Consider the following 19,019-nt stretch of genomic DNA (forward strand, 5'->3'; position numbering starts at 1 on the left):
ATAAAGGTGGATTTATGTCTTGTCGCGTTCCCGTAACATCATCATTTACTTGTGGGGCAAACGTCCAAAAGCTTTTAGATATGACTTCGCAACGTTGGAAGGAAACGGTTGAACATCGTTTCGTCCATGAGTTGTTTGCGGGGACTATTGAAGATCAGGTCTTGCGAAATTACCTTGTTCAGGACTATCAATTCTTTGATGCTTTTTTGTCGATGCTGGGGGAGTGCGTAGCGTGCGCGGATGAGGCTTCCGTAAAATTGCGTTTTGCTCGTCAGCTAGGTTTTTTGGCAGAATCTGAAAATACTTATTTTGAGGATTCTTTTGATGAGTTGGGTGTTTCTGAGCAAGATCGTATTGCTCCACTGCTGACGGAGAATACGAGTGCTTTTGAGAAGCTTATGTATTCTGCGGTTGCGTCGCAGGATTATGCGCATTTATTGGTGATGTTGGTGATTGCTGAAGCTTTATATTTAGATTGGGGTTCTCTTGGGCTTCCAGAGCCTGAACGTCGTTTGCATCGTGGCTGGATAGAGCTGCATCGTGGTGAAGATTTTGCGCAGTGGGCACAATTTTTGGTGGATGAGTTAGAGCGTGTTCTTCAATTACGTGGTGGCGCTGACGAGAAGATTATTGCTCGGTGGTGTGAAGCTGTTGATCGTGAATACGAATTTTTTGATGAAAACTATCGGTAAAGATGGGTTGATTTGGTCCTCTGCATAGCGCTTTTATGAGCGTTGTGTAGGGGATTTTATGATTGCTTGAGAGTATAAAGGTTTCCGTGCATAAAAAAATATCCTGAAGCTTTATCGCTTCAGGATATTTTATATGGAGGGGATGACGGGAATCGAACCCGCGTAATCAGTTTGGAAGACTGAGGCTTTACCATTAAGCTACATCCCCGTGGGACTCAATCTAGTAAACACTAGTTTTGATGCCCTGTCAACTCGAAAAGGGAATTTTTTTTTGATTCTTTTCTCAAAGAGGGTCTTTGAGGGGTTGTAGAAAATTTTTTTTGAGATTTTTTCACGAGGTAGAAAAGTGCTTTTTACTAGTGGAAATGATGGTCTTCGGGAGTTATTTTTGGTGTTTTTGGGGGTTAAAAACTGCTTAAAAAAGTTTTTCGAGTAGCGAGGATTAAAAAACTGTTATACACTGGATAACGCCTTGTGCTGAACGGGGTGTGGCGTAGCTTGGCTAACGCGCCTGCTTTGGGAGCAGGAGATCGCAGGTTCGAATCCTGTCACCCCGACATGAGTTAGCAGAACCCGTCGAAGTATTCTTTCGACGGGTTTTGCTTTATCATAAGAACCATTACAAGAATCTGCGAGTCAACAATACTTGCGGATAACCGACTAAATATTCAGGAGATCAGCGGACGTGAAAACTGCCGTCGAGAAGATCAACCCGACCCTCGCAAAAATTGAGGTCGAGGTTCCTTTCGCAGAGTTCAAGACTTATCTTGACCGTACCTACAAGTCTCTGGCTCAGCAGATCCAGGTTCCCGGCTTCCGCAAGGGCAAAACTCCTCGTGCGCTTATTGAACAGCGCGCTGGATTCGACTTTGTTGTAGAGAACGCTCTCAACGAAGGACTCAATGAGTTTTACCAGAAAGCACTCGCTGAGAACGGTCTTATCCCTCTTGCTCAGCCAGAATTGGAAATCATCAGCAAACCAGAGGAATCTGCGCGCGAAAACGATGTGAAACTTTCCATTCAGGTCACCGTTCGCCCTGAAATTGAACTTCCTGACTACTCTGGTCTAAGCGTAGAAGTTGAAGAAGCAACTGTTTCTGCAGAAGATGAGCAGAAAGCTCTTGACGATCTTCGCGCACGCTTTGGCACCCTCAAAGTTGTCGACCGCCCCGCTGCAGACAAAGACTTTGTCACCATCAACCTTACTGCCTCTATCGACGGCGAAGAAGTAGACGCTGCAAACGACCTCTCTTACCAGGTTGGTGCAGGAACCATGCTTGAAGGTCTAGACGAAGCTCTCACTGCACTTTCTGCTGGCGAGGACGCAACCTTCGAGACCAAACTTGCTGGTGGTGAGCACGCGGGTAAAGACGCTGTTGTCAAAGTTGAGCTAACCGCAGTCAAGGAACGTGAACTTCCAGAAGCAGATGACGAATTCGCTCAGCTAGCCTCAGAATTCGACACCATTGAAGAACTCAAAGAAGACCTCAAGAAGCAGGCCCTCGACTCTAAGGTTGCAGAACAAGGCGCGCAAGCTCGCGACAAAGTTCTCGCTCAACTTGTCGAACTAACGGAAGTTCCTGTCCCTGAGAAGGTCATCGAAGATCAGCTAGAACAGCACTTCAAATCTGCTGGTACTGAAGCTGACCACGATAACGAAGAACACCGTGAAGAAATCCGCAAGAACGCAACCGAAGCATTCAAGAACGAAATGGTTCTCGATGCTATTGCTGAGGCTGAAGAAATCGGTGTTGAACAGTCCGAAATCATCGACTACATCATTACCATGTCCTCTCAATACGGCATGGATCCAAACCAGTTCGCTCAGATGCTAGAAGGCTCTGGTCAAGCTGGTCTTATGGTTGGCGAAGTACGTCGTTCCAAGGCTCTTGCTTCTGTACTTGAAAAAGCAGAAGTTAAAGATACCAAGGGTAACGTCGTTGACTTGTCTTCCTACCTAGGAACTGCGAAAGACGCAGAATAATCTTCTCATACGCTTGTGGGGCATTCTCTTTCGGGAGGGTGCCCCACAAGCGTATTCTCTAAACACCACCACCAAAACATTAGTATGAACAGTTCAGGCATGACACGAGATGTTTCGTTGAACGTGAACTCACACCCGAAGTGATGAAAAGTTCGCTAATCTTCTAAGTAACCGATATTTTCAATGAACCGGACGCATTCGGTATCAGCGAGTAAGGAAAAAGAACTTATGTCTCATATTTTGCCTCTGCCGTCGTTCTCTGCTGGCATTACTTCACATGCCGAAACTCCCGCAGGGGGACAAGACGACTACGTATATAACCGTCTGCTCAAAGAACGTATTATCTGGCTTGGATCTGAAGTTCGTGACTCCAACGCAAACCGCATCTGCTCTCAAATGCTTCTACTCTCTGCAGAAGACCCTGAAGCCGACATCTATCTATACATCAACTCACCCGGCGGCTCTGTTACTGCAGGTATGGCAATCTATGACACCATGCAACTAATCCCTAACGACGTCGTAACTGTTGTAACAGGTATGGCTGCATCTATGGGGCAGTTCCTCCTGACCGCAGGAGCACCAGGAAAACGCTATGCAACTCCTAACGCTCGAATCCTCATGCACCAGCCTTCCGGCGGTCTAGGAGGTACCGCCTCAGACATTCGCATTCAAGCAGAACTTATCTTGGACATGAAAAAACGCCTATCGCAGATTACTGCAGAGCGCACTGGACAAACTTTGGAAACTATCCTCAAAGATAATGACCGCGACAACTGGTTTACCGCAGAAGAAGGTCTTGCCTACGGTTTCTTTGACCATATTGCTACCAGCGCAGGAACACAGGTCTCAGCACAAAAATAATTGTGTATCAACAAAATTTTGAGGAGAAGAAAATGAATTATAATCCCACATCAATGCCTGCTCACGTCATGCCTAGCAACCGTTACGTCCTGCCAAATTTTGAAGAGCGCACGCCCTACGGGTACAAGCGTCAAGATCCTTACGCTAAGCTCTTTGAAGACCGTATTATCTTCCTTGGAACCCAAGTCGATGATGCTTCAGCCGATGACATTATGGCTCAGCTGCTCGTACTCGAATCCCAAGACCCAGACCGTGACATCACCCTGTACATCAATTCTCCCGGTGGATCTTTCACCGCAATGACAGCAATCTACGACACCATGCAGTACATTCGCCCTGAGGTGCAAACTGTTTGCCTAGGTCAAGCAGCTTCTGCAGCAGCTGTGCTCCTAGCTGCTGGAACACCCGGAAAACGTCTAGCTCTTCCTAACGCTCGTGTGCTGATTCACCAGCCAGCGCTAGGTGGACAACAAGGTGGACAGGCCTCAGACATCGAAATTCACGCTAACGAAGTAATGCGTATGCGCCAATGGCTTGCAGACACTCTCGCACTACACTGTGATAAAGACCCCGAAGAAGTAGATCGTTCCATTGAACGAGACAACATCATGACAGCGCAAGCTGCCCTTGAATACGGTCTCGTCGATCAAGTACTTGAATCACGTAAAGCCGTAAAACCAAAATTTAATACTGCAGAAGACTACAGCTAACAAGTTGTGCTGAGCCCCTTGAACCCTCAACCTGATATGAGTGTTCAAGGGGCTCACTTCTTTATTCACAATAAAAAAGAAAACAATAGTATAGTCTTACGTCAAACACCTCAAGCGTCGTTATGATAGAAGTCAAGACTCTGTAATACAACCGTAGTTAAGACTTAAAACTGTGTGTAATTTGGACTCTGAGAGAATCAAGGTAGCCTAGAGACTGACAGAATCCGACGGAAAGGAACAGCAGCGTGGCGAGAATCGGCGAGGCAACCAACCTTCTCAAATGCTCCTTCTGTGGCAAAAACCAAAAACAGGTTCGCAAACTCATCATGGGGCCAAATATTTACATTTGCGATGAATGTATCGAGCTGTGTAATGAAATCCTTGAGGAAGAATTATCAGAAACTCGCAAAGATAACGAACCGCTGGAGCTACCCACGCCACGAGAAATTTTTGATCATCTTCAAGAATATGTTGTTGGACAAGAAGCTGCTAAACGAGTCCTCGCTGTTGCAGTCTACAATCATTACAAACGTATCCGTATGATGGAAAACCCCGTTACCGAAGCAAACACACTTCTTGCAACCGATGGGGAAGACGTTGATATCGCTAAATCCAATATTCTTCTGGTGGGATCTACCGGTTCTGGAAAAACTTATCTTGCTCAGACCCTCGCGAAGAAACTGAACGTTCCTTTTGCTGTTGCTGATGCAACATCCCTTACCGAAGCTGGATACGTCGGCGAAGACGTCGAGAACATTTTGCTTAAACTCATCCAAGCCGCCGATGGAGACATCACAAAAGCACAAAAGGGTATCGTCTATATTGACGAAATCGATAAAATCTCACGAAAAGCTGATAACCCGTCAATTACTCGAGACGTTTCTGGAGAAGGAGTTCAGCAGGCGTTACTGAAAATCCTTGAAGGAACGGTAGCAGCAGTTTCTCCACAAGGAGGACGTAAACACCCTCAGCAAGACTTTATGCACATTGACACAACAAATATCTTGTTTATTGTTGCTGGCGCATTTGCTGGGCTTGAAGAGATTGTTAGCGGACGTGTTGGACGAAAAGGCATCGGCTTTGGTGCACGCATCGATAATGCTGGGCAGGACACCGACTTACTCCAAAAACTGATGCCAGAAGACCTTCTCAAATTTGGTCTAATCCCTGAATTCATTGGTCGTCTACCAGTTCTTGCTACCTTAAACACCTTGAACGAAGAAGACCTGACAAGAATCCTAATAGAACCTAAAAATGCTTTAGTTAAACAATACAAGCGAATGTTTGCCATGGACGGTGTGGAACTTGTTTTTGAGGATTCTGCACTATCGGCTATTGCACGATTAGCAATTGAGCGTGAGACCGGTGCACGTGGGCTACGCGCAATTATGGAAGAACTCTTACTTCCTGTCATGTTCGATATTCCATCACGTCAGGACGTATCGATAGTCATTATTGATGCTGAAGTCGTTCAAGGGGATAAAGAACCGATAATAGTGCTTGGTGCAGGAGATAACTCTCAAAAATCAGCCTAAGAGTTCAAACAATTTTTCTCTTAAAACGAGAAGACTACAGTATAAGGACTAAACCTTATCTCTCAACATTAAGGAGTCATCATGGCAGATAAAGCATCCGTAGAATTTTGGTTTGACCCAACATGCCCTTGGTGCTGGATTACTTCACGCTGGATTAAAGAAGTCGAAAAGGTTCGTGACATCGACATCGTATGGAACCCTTTTTCTCTCTCAGTATTAAATGAGGGACGTGAACTTCCCGAAAAATACCATGAACACATGCAACAAGTATGGGGCCCAGCTCGAGTTGTCACTGCAGTCGCTGAAAACTACTCTCAAAAAGAAGTTGATGCACTATACACCGCTTTAGGTGAACAAATCCATCACCAACAGAACCATGGCGGTACCCGCTACGAAGAAGCTATTGTTGCTGCTTTAGCCGTTGTCGGTTTACCCGAAGACTACGCGCAGTACGCCCATCATGACGAATACGATGAGCAGATGCGTTCTTCTACTCGTCGTGGGCTAGAACATGCTGGGGGAGACGACATCGGTGTTCCTCTGATGAGCATTAACGGAGTAACCTTCTTTGGGCCAGTGATCAGCCCCGCACCTACTGGAGAAGAAGCAGGAAAGCTTTTTGACGCTGCCCTCACCTTAGCTTCTTATCCAGGTTTCTTTGAGTTGAAGCGCCCTCGCACTGTCGGGCCAATTTTCAATAACCAGTAACACGACTTTCCTCAAGGTGAGGGGTTGGGGCACAAAAGATATTGTGCCCCAACCCCTCACTTTTGTCTTAACGACGAGATTTCTGCCGAGTGATATTGAAGGTATAGTTTACTGCACCATCGGAGGTGAACTCTAAGAGTGCATACACTTGAGATGCCATGAGCACATAGATGGTATAGGTAGTACTAATATCTTGTTCCGTACCAAAAACAAGACTCAACGCATTAGAGATAAAAGAAAAACACAATAATGCGAGGAGAATTTTACGTGCTAACTGACTTCCTCGAATCGTCCATACCACGAGGAAAATCTGAATAATTGTGATGCATAAGATAACAACAATAACAACCGGCGCAATGTATATCTGCCAGAACCTTTGAACATCTACTTCAAAGGAATCTTTCGGGGTAATCAGAACACCTAAATGTGTAACGCTCAAGAATGCTTGCAGAAGAATCACTAAAGATGTAAAAGCAGAAGCAAGCCACACACTCAACGGCGCTTGTTCTACTAATTCCCAAGGCCTACGACGATGCAGGCGCTCATATCGTTGGGCGTTGTGACTTTCATCTTGACGATTGCATACCGACGTCAAATCGAGGATAGGCAAATCCCCATCGGTAAGAATGGTGTCTCCGCCACCGTTACGGGAATGATACCCAGAAGAGAAATCCTCGATAAGATCAGAGCGTGCCTTCTGATTACAGTACAACACTGTTTCAACGACATAGTCACGTTCTTTATCTGTCTCAGCGTCAATCTTATGAGTAATTTGAAAAGTGAATAGGGAGAGTCCTACTGCTCTGTCAAAAGTTGCTGCAGCAAGCCAATCAACGGGTTCGCCACCTGGCAATTTCCAGCCTTCAGGTGCTTTCCAAAAACGAACATGGTGACGTTTGCTAGGGGAGCCATCTACCTCTTGCTGATAGGCAAAATTCTCAGAACGATGAAATAAATAAAGAGGCGAAACCGGAGCCGTCGGGTAAGGACGCTTCCTGAGCGTATTGACGATAATACGCCATGAGGATGCCAACGTAACGGGGTCTGCTTTGACCCATCCTGCTTTTTTCATCGCAGTATGAATCTCGTCTGCTGTTCCACGGAGTCCGATATTGACGGGGTCTCCGAGAAGACCATCACCTGTGCGAGTTCGTCCAATAAAATAGTCGGGAACATACAGGTCTGTCATGATGCGATGAAAACGAGGCAACGTGAGATAAGCAGAGAAGAACCAAAAACCAAAGGCGATGAGAATACCCCACCAGCTGTGATACCACGAATCAATCAGCGCTACCACCGCAAGCCAGATAGAGGCGATTCCAGCAAACACAAAATAAAGTTTATCGGCCCACCCTTCCAGAACTCGCTTTCCCATATTCATCATAAAATAGCGTTGTTTGCTGACGTTATTGGGATCTCCACGATATTTGGGGTACTGCGCATCAAAAGGGCGAGGAGAAAAATCCGACATAAGAAAATCCAAAATTTTGAAAAGAACTAAGAAAACAAAGATGGGGAGAACACCACCTGCTAAAACGCGGTGTTCTCCCCATCTTCTCGTTAACCGGATAGGTGCGGTAACGTGAGAGATATTTTAAGCTTCGGTCTCTTCTGTAAGAAGCTTAACTTTTGAGACGGCGAGCTCGACGTCGGCGACAACAAATTGAAGCTCTCGCACATTTCCAGCAGCCTTAAGATCTTCGACACCAGCTTTAACCTGTTCTAGAACTTCTTGCGATGCAGAAATAGTTGCGGTAGCCACTTCGGTACGCTGTTTAACTTGAGCTTCAGACTTTGCCTTGCGTAGACCACCTAAGGCTAGACCTACGGTAGGCAGAACCTGAACATCTGCGTTCTCGAGCACCGCTTTATAACCTTCAGATGTTGGCCATGAAGCACGGTGAACTGAACCTGAACGCCACCAGCTCCACACCTCATCAGTAGCAAAGGGTAAGAACGGTGCAAAAAGACGCAATAGTGCGTCAAGAGTTGTTGCCAAAGCCGCTAGGACAGAAGCTTGTTCTTCTTCACCACGAGAACCATAGGCACGATCTTTAATAAGTTCTACAAAATCATCGGTGAAAGACCAGAAGAACGTCTCGCATAATTGTAGAGCACGAGCATACTCGTACTTTTCAAAAGCAAGAGTGGCTTCTTCTACTACCTGTGCAAGTTTTGCCAGAAGAGAACGATCCAAAGCGTTGGTCAGAACACTTGTTTGTTCTGCAGTAGTCAATACAGAATCTTGTGTAGCGCCAAGACCGAGCACGAACTTTGAAGCGTTCAACAGTTTGATGGCAAGACGACGACCGATTTTCATTTGTCCTTCGTCATAGGCGGTATCTGCACCAAGACGAGCAGAAGCAGCCCAATAACGCACCGCATCGGAACCGTACTTTTCGAGGACTTCATTGGGGACAACAACATTGCCCTTAGACTTAGACATCTTCTTACGGTCTGGGTCAAGAATCCACCCTGATAGAGCAGTATTTGCCCATGGAACAGAGTTCTCCAAAGAATGCGAACGGACCACCGTGGAGAATAACCATGTACGAATAATGTCATGCCCTTGGGGGCGCAAATCCATCGGGAACGTTACCTGATGAAGCTGTTCATCTACTGCCCATCCGGTAGCAATCTGTGGAGTCAGTGATGATGTAGCCCAGGTGTCAAGAACATCGGGGTCTGCAACGAATCCGCCGGGTACACCGCGCTGATCTTCGGTGAACCCAGGGGCAGGCTCTGCTGCCGGATCCACCGGAAGCATCTGCTCATCAGGAATAATGGGCTCGTCGTAGTTTGGTTCGCCATCTTTATCAAGCGTGTACCAGATAGGGAACGGCACACCGAAGAATCGTTGGCGAGAAATCAACCAGTCGCCGTTAAGACCCTCCACCCAATTCTCATACCGTGAACGCATGAACGAGGGGTACCACGTCATCGCACGGCCACGTTCGAGTAGTTCTTCTCTACGTGATACGTCACGTCCACCATTGCGGATATACCATTGACGGCTTGCCACAATTTCAAGAGGCTTATCGCCCTTTTCGTAGAACTTAACGGGGTGAGTAATCTTTCGTGGCTCGCCATCCATCTCTTGAGCTTCAACAAGCATCTCAACAACAGTTTTCTGTGCAGTGAAAACGGTGGCACCAGCCATACGTTCGTAGTTAGCTCGTCCTTGCTCGTCAGTAATCCACTCGGGGGTGTCACGGCTGAAACGTCCGTCACGACCAATCAGAGCACGAGTAGGAAGCTGTAGTTCACGCCACCATGTGACGTCTGTGGTGTCGCCAAATGTGCAAACCATTGCGATACCCGCACCTTTATCGGGCTGAGCCAACGGGTGAGCCTTAACCTCCACACTGACACCAAATAGCGGTGAAGTAACAGTAGTACCGAAAAGTTCTTGGTACCGTTCATCATCAGGGTGAGCTACAAGAGCTACACAGGAAGGCAACAATTCGGGGCGGGTCGTTTCAATCCACACTTTTTCACCATTGGGGCGGTGGAAAGAAATACGATGATATGCACCTTCACGTTCTTTATCTTCTAACTCTGCCTGTGCAACTGCCGTGCGGAACGTGACATCCCACATCGTAGGTGCCTCTGCCATATAGGCATCGCCATTTTTGAGGTCGTTAAGAAACGCAAGCTGAGAGACCTTACGTGAATGAGCATCAATAGTTCGATACGTATGAGACCAATCAACAGAAAGCCCCAATGTGGTGAAAAGCTGCTCAAAGACCTTTTCGTCTTCAGTAGCTAGAGTCTCACATAATTCAATAAAGTTTTGGCGCGAAATACGTGGCCAGTCACGCTGATTTTTTGCGGGTTTTTCCGGTGCTACAAACTCTGAGTCGTAGGGGATAGCTGGGTCGCAAAGAACACCATAATAGTTTTGTACGCGACGTTCAGTTGGCAGACCATTATCGTCCCAACCCAATGGGTAAAAAACATTTTTTCCACGCATGCGCTGATAGCGGGCAATAACGTCAGTCTGGGTATAAGAGAACATATGCCCCACATGCAAAGAACCCGATGCGGTCGGTGGTGGGGTGTCAATAGAATATACTTCTTCGCGTGTTGTCTCACGGTTGAAAGCATACGTTTTTTCGTTAGCCCAACGTTCAGAAAGTTTCTTTTCGAGACCTTCTAAGCCGGGACGGTCAGGAACATTAATTGTTACGGGCGTGTCTGTGCCCTGGTTATTTTCAGCCATGCTGGTAATTCTCTCATGCTCTGGTTCTGTTCTGGGGGAAATCTGAGGTGATATCGGCAGGTGAACCCCCAAAAAATGAAAAAATACTCTGTCATTTTTAAGGAATAACTTCCGAAGATGAGCTATCTGTCGGTAAGTTGGAAATATGGTAGAGACTTATATTCCTCAAAATCCTTTTGATGCTCAAGCCCGTCACGGGAAAATTGCTGTTGTTACCGGCGCTTCCTCCGGTATTGGTAGAGCCACCGTCGAACAGATGTGCGCTAGCGGATGGACAGTATATGCCGTCGCACGTCGTGTTGAACGTCTTGAAGAACTCGCTCAACGCACTGGAGCCATCCCCACCCCACTAGATATTACCGATAGTGAAGCCGTTCAGACTGTTCGCACACAGGTCCTTGAACAAACTGACGGAAAGCTACACGCCCTCGTCAACATTTCTGGTGGTGCTGTAGGAGTCGACTCCGTCGCTGAGGGCAACCCCGAAGACTGGGCCTTTATGTATCGACTGAACGTCTTGGGTACTTTAAACATGATTCAAGCGTTTTTACCAGCACTGCGTCAGTCTGAAGAAGGAACCATCCTCAACCTCACATCTACTGCTGCTGAAGCTGGATATGAAGGTGGCGGCGGATATAACGCCGCAAAATTTGGGCAACGTGGACTGACCGAAGCGCTCCGTCTAGAAGAAGCAGAACACAATATCCGAGTCATTGAAATTAGCCCAGGAATGGTTCGCACCGAAGAGTTCTCTGCTAAGCGTTTAGGCTCTGCTGAAGCTGCCCAAAAAGTCTATGAAGGTGTCGAGAATCCTCTGACCGCAGCAGACGTTGCACAAACCGTAACTTTTGCTGTCAACGTTCCGCACCATATCAATCTAGACCGAGTGGTGATGCGCCCAGTAGCTCAAGCTGCACAATATAAAGTGATTCGTCATCTTTCTTAAACTTCTCAAGAAAGTGCTCAACGCGCCAGAACAAAAATTGTAATTTGGGTGAGTCTGCTCGCCACCAAAAACTCCATAACCACCATTATGTAGCGTTCGAACATAGCTTTGACACAAGATATGGGGTTAAAAGACCTCAAAAACACTATTTAGCTGTGGATAACCTCCAGAAAGGTGAACACTTCAGAAAACACCCTGTTAGACAGACTCCCAAAACCTGCCTAAAATTAAGGTAGTTGCAAAGACCCGGCCATCACCGGCGAGCAATCCGGAAGAACAGGCCGTACCTGCACCTAACCACTATATCGTTGCGACGAGGATAGACTGCGGAATAGATACAGCCCTAGTAGAACCGGACGGGTAAGCCCGTCACAGCAGTCACGAAGCGACTGATAAACGCTCGACTGCATTGTCTCCCCAACAGTAGACTGTTGGGGAGACAATGCACGTTAAGTAAAATCAGTAAGCAAGGTGGTACCGCGCCATATCAAGAGACCTTGAACGGCGTCCTTGCACGACCCATAAACTGACAAAACTTAAGGGATCATTCGTGACCACGAACAACATCTACCCACGCGTTAGCGCATCCGGCGCACAAAACGTCGAAGCTTCTCCCTCATTTCCCGCACTTGAAGAATCCATCCTCGAATACTGGAAAAACGACGGAACCTTCGCCGAATCAGTCAAATACCGTGAAGCAGGAGAAAACGGCTCCAACGAGTTCGTCTTCTACGACGGACCTCCCTTCGCCAACGGACTACCACACTACGGACACCTGCTCACCGGATACGTCAAAGACCTTGTAGCCCGCTACCAAACCCAACGAGGCCACAAAGTTGAACGCAGATTTGGCTGGGACACCCACGGACTTCCCGCCGAGCTTGAAGCAATGAAACAGTTGGGAATGACCGATAAACAAGAAATTCTCGACATGGGAATTGACAGCTTCAACGACGCCGCACGAAGCTCCGTGCTCAAATACACCAATGAATGGCAAAACTACGTCACCCGTCAAGCCCGCTGGGTAGACTTCGAAAACGACTACAAGACCCTCAACATCGAATACATGGAATCGGTGATTTGGGCCTTCAAACAACTTTACGACAAAGGCCTCACCTACCAAGGCTTCCGCGTCCTGCCGTATTGCTGGAAAGACGAAACACCGCTATCCAACCACGAACTCCGCATGGACGACGACGTCTACAAAGACCGTCAAGACCCATCTGTTACCGTAGCGTTCACCATTACCAACGACACCTCACTAGCGAAGAACCCTACCATCGCACAAGAACTCGCTGGGGTAGAAGCCATGGCATGGACAACCACACCATGGACCCTACCAACGAACCAAGCGCTCGCAGTTGGTCCTGAAATCACCTATGTGGTGGTCGCTGGCGCCGGTAACTACTCAGAACGTCGTTTCCTTATCGCCGAAGACTTGCTCAACAACTACAGCAAAGATCTCGGCTACGATGAGGCTCAAGAGGCACAAGAAGCTATTATTAGCCGCTACCAAGGTCGTGATTTAGAAGGTCTACGATACGAGCCACTATGGGACTATTTCACCGATACCGAAAAATGGAACACCCATAAAGCGTGGCAAATTCTCGTCGCTGAATACGTCACCACAAGCGATGGTACCGGCCTTGTTCACCAAGCACCCGCCTACGGTGAAGATGACCAAAAAGTCTGTGAAGAATACGGTATTCACGTCATCCTCTCTATTGATGAGGGCGCAAAGTTCTTACCTCTCTTTGGCGAAAAAACTCCGAGCGGGCAGAATGATCTTGCCGAAATCGCTGGCGTACAAATTTTTGAGGCGAACCGTACCATCATCAACGCGCTCAAAGCGCAAGGTACTTTATTGCGTGAAAAATCCTATGTGCACTCCTACCCCCACTGCTGGCGTTGCCGCACACCGTTGGTCTACCGTGCTATCACCTCATGGTATGTCAAAGTCACTGACTTCAAAGATCGCATGAGTGAACTGAACCAGCAGATTAACTGGATTCCTGAAAATGTTAAAGACGGACAATTCGGAAAATGGGTAGAGAACGCTCGTGACTGGTCCATCTCCCGAAACCGTTTCTGGGGTTCACCCATTCCCGTGTGGGTTTCAGACGACCCAAATTATCCTCGTATGGACGTGTACGGTTCATTAGCTGAACTCGAAGCTGACTTTGGACGTCTGCCTCTGAACAAAAATGGCGAACCAGACCTACACCGCCCATACATTGACGAATTGACTCGTCCCAACCCCGATGATCCCACCGGAAAGTCAACGATGCGTCGTGTAGAGGATGTCCTTGACGTATGGTTCGATTCGGGTTCTATGCCTTATGCGCAGGTACACTATCCCTTTGAAAATAAAGAATGGTTTGACAGCCATAACCCCGCTGACTTCATCGTAGAGTACATCGGTCAGACTCGTGGCTGGTTCTACACCCTTCACATTCTCGCTACAGCGCTTTTTGACCGTCCCGCATTCACGAATGTCATCTCTCATGGCATTGTGCTTGGCTCAGACGGACAAAAAATGTCGAAGTCTCTACGAAACTACCCAGATGTCTCTGAAGTTCTGGACCGTGATGGTTCTGACGCAATGCGCTGGTTCCTAGTTTCTTCACCTATTTTGCGTGGCGGAAACCTTATTGTGACAGAAGAAGGCATCCGCGAAGGTGTACGTCAGGTGATGCTTCCGTTGTGGAACGTCTACCACTTCTTTGCTCTATATACGAACGCCGCTCACCAAGGTGCCGGATATCAGGCGCAGCTACGCTATACCTCTGAACATGTGATGGATCGCTTCATCCTCGGTAAAACTCGTGAACTTATCACAACCGTCACCGAGGCGATGGATTCTTATGATGTAAGCGGTGCAACTGAAGCGTTACGCCACTACACGGACACTCTCACCAACTGGTATGTGCGCCGTTCACGCGAACGTTTCTTTGAAGAAGATACCGTTGCTTTTGACGTGCTCTACACGGCACTAACCACTGTGGTGAAAACGGCTGCTCCTTTATTGCCACTTGTTAGTGAAGAAATTTACCGTGGGCTCACTGGGGAACGCTCTGTGCACCTCACCGACTGGCCAGAGGCAGAATTATTCACTGACGAAAGCGATCTGATTCGTCTCATGGAGACGACTCGTTCGATTTGCTCGGCAGGTTCATCCCTCCGTAAGACTCATAAACTACGTGTTCGTCAGCCTCTACGCTCAATGACTGTTGCCGTCACTCACGGTGCAGCACTATCTGGTGTCTATGAGAACATCATTGCTGATGAACTGAACCTGAAAGAAGTGCGACTTCTTGATGCTGCTGATGTGAAACCAACAGATTTTGGTATTTCGCAGCAGCTTAAGGTTAACGCTCGTGCAGCTGGGCCTCGTCTTGGCAAGAATGTGCAACAAGCGATTAAGGCGGCTAAAACCGGAGACTGGTCCGTTGCAGAGGACGGAACAGTCACTGTAGCTGGAGGGTCTATCGCACTAGAATCTCATGAGTATGAGTTGCAAACTATTGTGGATGAAACGGCTGGGCAGTCCCATCAAGCAGTGTCTGTTCTTCCTGGTGGTGGTTTCCTCGTTCTCGACACTCAGTTAACTCCAGAGCTTGAAGCAGAAGGAATTGCTCGCGATGCGATTCGTACAATTCAGCAGGCTCGTAAGGATGCCCAGCTCGTAGTTTCTGACCGTATCGAGCTAACTGTTGCCGCACCCGAGAGAACTCGCCAAGCTATTCAGAGCTTTGAACAGCTAGTTGCTGGTGAGACCCTTGCAACTTCGGTACACTATCAGGACGCTTCAGAACTTTCTATTACCGTGAAGAAGGCCTAATTTGTCAGAAAACATGGATTCTCAATCCTTGTTGAACACCTCAAACGCCGTAGCTACTTCTGATGAAGGTAGCTACGGCGTTGAGGACGTTTATCAAGAGTTACTCTCTCGAGCCCCCGAAAATGCGATGGCACCAAGGTTGAACGCCGTTCAGGACGCCCTAGATATTTTGGGTGCGCCTCATCAGGCGGCTCCGGTTATTCATATCACCGGCACGAACGGCAAAACATCGACAGCTCGGATGATTGAGCGTTTGTTAATTGCTCATGATTTACGAACAGGGCGATACACTAGCCCGCATTTGAGCAAAGTAACAGAACGTATTAGTATCGACGGCCGTCCGGTATCAGATGAAACTTTTGTGCGTATCTGGCAAGAAATTCGCCCGTATCTGGATATGATTGACACCCAGTTGAGTGCTGCTGGTGAACCTCGTATCACCTATTTTGAGGCGTTGACTATTCTTGCTTTCGCTATTTTTGCTGATGAGCCGGTGGACGTGGTTGTCCTTGAAGTAGGTATTGGTGGGGTTTGGGATGCTACGAATGTTGCGCAAGCTCAAGTTTCTGTCGTAACACCTATCTCCTATGACCATACTGATATTTTGGGGTCAACATTGGCTGATATTGCTGCTGAAAAAGCCGGCATTATCAAAGAACAAGGTACGCTCATTAGCGCTGTGCAAGACCCCGAAGCTGCTCAGGTTCTCTTAGAACGTGCTCAAGAAGTTTCTGCTGGCTATCGTTTTGAGGGAGTAGAATTCGGTGTTCTTGCTCGTCGCCCTGGTGTTGGTGGGCAAATGGTAGATATCCGTGGATTAGCAGATACGTATACGGATGTTCCCGTTCCTCTTTTTGGCGAGCACCAAAGCCAGAATGCTGCGGTAGCTATTGCAGCTGTTGAGGCATTTTTGGGAGGAGCTGAAAAGCCTCTTAACGTTGAGCTGATTCGACAAGGATGGGAGGAGTTGACTTCTCCTGGACGTCTGGAGGTTCTTAAAACTGTTCCAACGATTATTCTTGATGCAGCTCATAACCCTCATGGTATTCGGGCTTCTGCCCACGCTTTTAAAGAATCTTTTGCTGTCGGTTCTTTGGGTATTGTCATCGGCATTTTACGAGAAAAAGACGCAGTAGGTATTTTTGAAGCGATTCGTGAAGAATACTTTGATTCTGCTGATTTCCAGACGAAGCTATACCTCACCGCATCTGAATCTGCTCGGGCCATTGACGTAGAAACCCTTAAAGATATGGCTCTTGACGCTGGTCTATCAGAATATGATGTGCAGACATACGAGTGCCTTGACGATGCTTTGAGTGCCGCGGTGGACCAGAGTCTAGAGCATGAGGAGCATTCTTCAGCGATTCTTATTACCGGTTCAATTACCGTTATCGGTCAGGTGCGTTCGTCATGGTTACCTGATGGGGAAGGATCATAATGGTTCGTTTGACAAAGGCTCAACGCCAGTGGCGACCAAGGCAGGTAAAGAAACCAAGCTCTATTAAAGTGATGTTTTCTTCTACGGTGCTAACACTGGAAGCTTTTGTGGCGTTCTTTGCGACGTTGGCGATTTTTGGACTAAATTTTAATAGCCCTCTCATCTATAAAATCATAATCTGGGTGCTAGGTCTTGCTTTGATTGGCGCATTTTTAGCTGCGCCAGCGTTTTTATGTAAACCGTGGGGCTATACCTTTGGTTGGGCTTTGCAAGGTTTGTTGATTCTTGCTGGTGTGGCTTTGCCGTCTTTGATATTTATCGGGTTGTGCTTTACGGCTGCGTATTGGTATGCGGTACGTACGGGGGAGCGTCTTGACCGTGAGAATAAAGAGCGTGAACGTGAACAGCTTGAATGGGAGAAGCAGCAGAAAAACCTGTAACCCCTGTTACACTAGGTTGCAAGATGTTGCTTCACAAGGAAGGTTCTGTTCATGAGCGAACGTACTCTGATTCTGATTAAACCTGACGGTGTTAAACGTCAACTGGTCGGTGAGATTCTTCATCGTATTGAGCGAAAAGGATACACTCTAGCTCAGATGAAAATGCTCATGCCTACTGAAAGTCTTTTGGCACAGCACTATAGTGAACACCTTGAAAAACCGTTTTATCCGGCGCTTCTAGAGTTTATGCTCTCTGGGCCTGTGGTAGCAGCTGTTTTTGAAGGTGATGAGGTTGTAGAAGCTATCCGAACTATCATGGGACCGTCTAACCCCGTGAGTGCCCCTGCCGGAACGATTCGTGGAGATTATGGGCGGGCGTGGAGTACCTCTGTGCAACAGAATTTAATTCATGGTTCTGACTCTGTGGCATCTGCTGAGCGTGAGATTGCTATCTGGTTTAATTCCTAAGCCAGTATCGTGCTAATAACCTTAGAGCGGGTGGGGACAACCAAAATTTTGGTTGTCCCCACCCGCTCTTGTATATCGGTATTGGTAACGTTTTAGAACATTCCAAGAATAATGTCGGAGAATCGGATAAAAATGATTCCGAAGATGAGAACAAAAACTAAAATGATAGCAAACCAAGACCATCCAGCGACGCTCTCACGCAAATGAGAAGGAGCTGGTATAACCCCCGCAATAACGTTTCGTGCAGTAACTCTACCTGTCATGATTATTTGGGCAACCCACACAAACATACAGAAAAGACACAGAGCATTGATTTTGAACGTGGTGTTATACCAGAGCCAAAAGACGAAGAACGTTGCTAATAAATGCCCGATATTCATGGCTAACCAGTACCAGCGATGAAAACGGGCACCTGCCAAAATAGCGGTGCTAATAGTAAGAACAATGGCATAACCGACTAACCCAATAAATGGATTAGGAAACCCAAAAGCCTCAGCATAGGGTGTGCGCATGACCGTGCCGCAATTGAGTAGCGCGTTAACATCGCAGGAAGAAACATGTGAAGCGTCGATATAAATTTGTAGACGTTCGAAAACAAGCATGCATGAAGATATAAAAGCAGCTGCACCGGCAATCAGCATCAAAAAGGCAAGTCTACGGTCAAAATTTGCCTGTTCTGTGGCGTTCATTGTTAAAGAGCCGTTATCGATCATGTTTTCTTCTGAGGTATAGGTCATGGGAGTCTCCACATGGGGGTACAAAACGTTAACTATCCTACTGTGTGAATCTAGATATTGGCTTTTCTTTTCTCGAAAGAATGCTTTAAGGGCACTTATTTTAGGAAGTATATGAGAGAATGAGCAGTGGTAGTCTTCTGCCCGCATACAGAAGTAGCTATCCAGTAGGTGGTACCGACACTGCGTTAATCAGTTTTAGACATAACGCTTAAAAGTTCAGTGCACAACGCACAGACTCGGGGAAACTACTGGCTCAGCTCATAGCGTGAAAACCTGTAATATGCCTTCAGACGTGTTCTAAGGTGAAGATATGACACGCTAGACCTTGTATCACATAACGAATAATAGCGTTGCTATAACGTTTGAAATGAGCTGAGTAAGAATAAGCTTTTGTGAGATTTTCTCACCTGAAGCGTAAGAACTAAATGCGGTTAGTT

At 47.2% G+C, this 19,019-nt stretch carries 14 protein-coding genes and 2 tRNA genes; 12 read left to right on the forward strand and 4 right to left on the reverse strand.

Translation table 11 applies throughout. From position 1 onward, the window contains the following. Nucleotides 1–14: 14 nt before the first annotated feature. Nucleotides 15–692, forward strand: a complete 678-nt coding sequence (locus ACN08X_RS02760; RefSeq protein ID WP_419101355.1) for a TenA family protein — start codon at nucleotides 15–17, stop codon at nucleotides 690–692. Between the two features lie 134 nt (nucleotides 693–826). Here the strand turns inward: ACN08X_RS02760 and ACN08X_RS02765 are convergent. Next, a tRNA-Gly gene (locus ACN08X_RS02765) sits at nucleotides 827–900 on the reverse strand. Between the two features lie 274 nt (nucleotides 901–1,174). Here ACN08X_RS02765 and ACN08X_RS02770 point away from each other — a divergent pair. The 6 genes from ACN08X_RS02770 (at nucleotide 1,175) to ACN08X_RS02795 (ending at nucleotide 6,490) form a co-directional block, all read left to right on the forward strand. After that, a tRNA-Pro gene (locus ACN08X_RS02770) sits at nucleotides 1,175–1,249 on the forward strand. 128 nt (nucleotides 1,250–1,377) lie between these two features. Continuing rightward, on the forward strand, nucleotides 1,378–2,676 hold the full coding sequence (tig, locus tag ACN08X_RS02775; protein ID WP_419105909.1) for a trigger factor: 1,299 nt from the start codon (nucleotides 1,378–1,380) through the stop codon (nucleotides 2,674–2,676). Nucleotides 2,677–2,904: 228 nt separating this feature from the next. Beyond that, nucleotides 2,905–3,537: an ATP-dependent Clp protease proteolytic subunit gene (locus tag ACN08X_RS02780; RefSeq protein WP_419101353.1), complete on the forward strand. Its 633-nt coding sequence runs from the start codon at nucleotides 2,905–2,907 to the stop codon at nucleotides 3,535–3,537. Between the two features lie 32 nt (nucleotides 3,538–3,569). Continuing rightward, nucleotides 3,570–4,247, forward strand: coding sequence for an ATP-dependent Clp protease proteolytic subunit (locus tag ACN08X_RS02785; RefSeq protein WP_419101352.1), 678 nt, complete (start codon nucleotides 3,570–3,572; stop codon nucleotides 4,245–4,247). A gap of 245 nt (nucleotides 4,248–4,492) precedes the next feature. Further along, nucleotides 4,493–5,782, forward strand: a complete 1,290-nt coding sequence (clpX, locus tag ACN08X_RS02790; RefSeq protein WP_419101351.1) for an ATP-dependent Clp protease ATP-binding subunit ClpX — start codon at nucleotides 4,493–4,495, stop codon at nucleotides 5,780–5,782. Between the two features lie 81 nt (nucleotides 5,783–5,863). After that, nucleotides 5,864–6,490 (forward strand): DsbA family protein, encoded by a 627-nt coding sequence (locus tag ACN08X_RS02795; protein ID WP_419101350.1) that lies wholly within the window; start codon nucleotides 5,864–5,866, stop codon nucleotides 6,488–6,490. A 67-nt stretch (nucleotides 6,491–6,557) separates the two neighbouring features. On the opposite strand, the gene ACN08X_RS02800 is transcribed toward ACN08X_RS02795, so the two are convergent. Both ACN08X_RS02800 and valS read right to left on the reverse strand, forming a co-directional pair. Then, nucleotides 6,558–7,961, reverse strand: a complete 1,404-nt coding sequence (locus ACN08X_RS02800; protein ID WP_419107827.1) for an LssY C-terminal domain-containing protein — start codon at nucleotides 7,959–7,961, stop codon at nucleotides 6,558–6,560. 123 nt (nucleotides 7,962–8,084) lie between these two features. Continuing rightward, nucleotides 8,085–10,712, reverse strand: a complete 2,628-nt coding sequence (gene valS, locus ACN08X_RS02805) for a valine--tRNA ligase (protein ID WP_419107828.1) — start codon at nucleotides 10,710–10,712, stop codon at nucleotides 8,085–8,087. Nucleotides 10,713–10,857: 145 nt separating this feature from the next. Between valS and ACN08X_RS02810 the strand changes: the two genes are divergently transcribed. The 5 genes from ACN08X_RS02810 to ndk all read left to right on the forward strand — a co-directional run bounded on the left by ACN08X_RS02810 (nucleotide 10,858) and on the right by ndk (nucleotide 17,845). Continuing rightward, on the forward strand, nucleotides 10,858–11,658 hold the full coding sequence (locus ACN08X_RS02810) for an SDR family oxidoreductase (RefSeq protein ID WP_419107829.1): 801 nt from the start codon (nucleotides 10,858–10,860) through the stop codon (nucleotides 11,656–11,658). A gap of 550 nt (nucleotides 11,659–12,208) precedes the next feature. After that, nucleotides 12,209–15,499, forward strand: a complete 3,291-nt coding sequence (ileS, locus tag ACN08X_RS02815) for an isoleucine--tRNA ligase (RefSeq protein WP_419107830.1) — start codon at nucleotides 12,209–12,211, stop codon at nucleotides 15,497–15,499. A gap of 13 nt (nucleotides 15,500–15,512) precedes the next feature. Further along, on the forward strand, nucleotides 15,513–16,937 hold the full coding sequence (locus ACN08X_RS02820) for a bifunctional folylpolyglutamate synthase/dihydrofolate synthase (RefSeq protein WP_419107928.1): 1,425 nt from the start codon (nucleotides 15,513–15,515) through the stop codon (nucleotides 16,935–16,937). Then, nucleotides 16,937–17,377: a DUF4233 domain-containing protein gene (locus ACN08X_RS02825; RefSeq protein ID WP_419107831.1), complete on the forward strand. Its 441-nt coding sequence runs from the start codon at nucleotides 16,937–16,939 to the stop codon at nucleotides 17,375–17,377. Before ACN08X_RS02820 ends, ACN08X_RS02825 begins: the two co-directional genes overlap by 1 nt. A 51-nt stretch (nucleotides 17,378–17,428) precedes the next feature. Further along, complete coding sequence (gene ndk / locus ACN08X_RS02830) at nucleotides 17,429–17,845, forward strand: nucleoside-diphosphate kinase (protein WP_419107832.1); 417 nt, start codon at nucleotides 17,429–17,431, stop codon at nucleotides 17,843–17,845. 92 nt (nucleotides 17,846–17,937) lie between these two features. Here the strand turns inward: ndk and ACN08X_RS02835 are convergent, their stop codons facing one another. After that, nucleotides 17,938–18,582 (reverse strand): vitamin K epoxide reductase family protein, encoded by a 645-nt coding sequence (locus ACN08X_RS02835; protein ID WP_419107834.1) that lies wholly within the window; start codon nucleotides 18,580–18,582, stop codon nucleotides 17,938–17,940. Nucleotides 18,583–19,019 lie beyond the last annotated feature (437 nt).

It is taken from the genome of Rothia sp. P6271 (assembly GCF_048512995.1).
Taxonomy (GTDB): Bacteria; Actinomycetota; Actinomycetes; order Actinomycetales; family Micrococcaceae; genus Rothia.

What these genes read in the sequence shown, in the direction of transcription:
- valS (WP_419107828.1), bottom strand. Translation starts at nt 10,712, where the DNA reads ATGGCTGAAAATAACCAGGGCACAGACACGCCCGTAACAATTAATGTT.
- ACN08X_RS02785 (WP_419101352.1), top strand. Translation starts at nt 3,570, where the DNA reads ATGAATTATAATCCCACATCAATGCCTGCTCACGTCATGCCTAGCAAC.
- ACN08X_RS02825 (WP_419107831.1), top strand. Translation starts at nt 16,937, where the DNA reads ATGGTTCGTTTGACAAAGGCTCAACGCCAGTGGCGACCAAGGCAGGTA.
- ACN08X_RS02800 (WP_419107827.1), bottom strand. Translation starts at nt 7,961, where the DNA reads ATGTCGGATTTTTCTCCTCGCCCTTTTGATGCGCAGTACCCCAAATAT.
- ACN08X_RS02820 (WP_419107928.1), top strand. Translation starts at nt 15,513, where the DNA reads ATGGATTCTCAATCCTTGTTGAACACCTCAAACGCCGTAGCTACTTCT.
- ACN08X_RS02835 (WP_419107834.1), bottom strand. Translation starts at nt 18,582, where the DNA reads ATGACCTATACCTCAGAAGAAAACATGATCGATAACGGCTCTTTAACA.
- ACN08X_RS02760 (WP_419101355.1), top strand. Translation starts at nt 15, where the DNA reads ATGTCTTGTCGCGTTCCCGTAACATCATCATTTACTTGTGGGGCAAAC.
- ACN08X_RS02780 (WP_419101353.1), top strand. Translation starts at nt 2,905, where the DNA reads ATGTCTCATATTTTGCCTCTGCCGTCGTTCTCTGCTGGCATTACTTCA.
- ACN08X_RS02795 (WP_419101350.1), top strand. Translation starts at nt 5,864, where the DNA reads ATGGCAGATAAAGCATCCGTAGAATTTTGGTTTGACCCAACATGCCCT.
- ndk (WP_419107832.1), top strand. Translation starts at nt 17,429, where the DNA reads ATGAGCGAACGTACTCTGATTCTGATTAAACCTGACGGTGTTAAACGT.
- ACN08X_RS02810 (WP_419107829.1), top strand. Translation starts at nt 10,858, where the DNA reads ATGGTAGAGACTTATATTCCTCAAAATCCTTTTGATGCTCAAGCCCGT.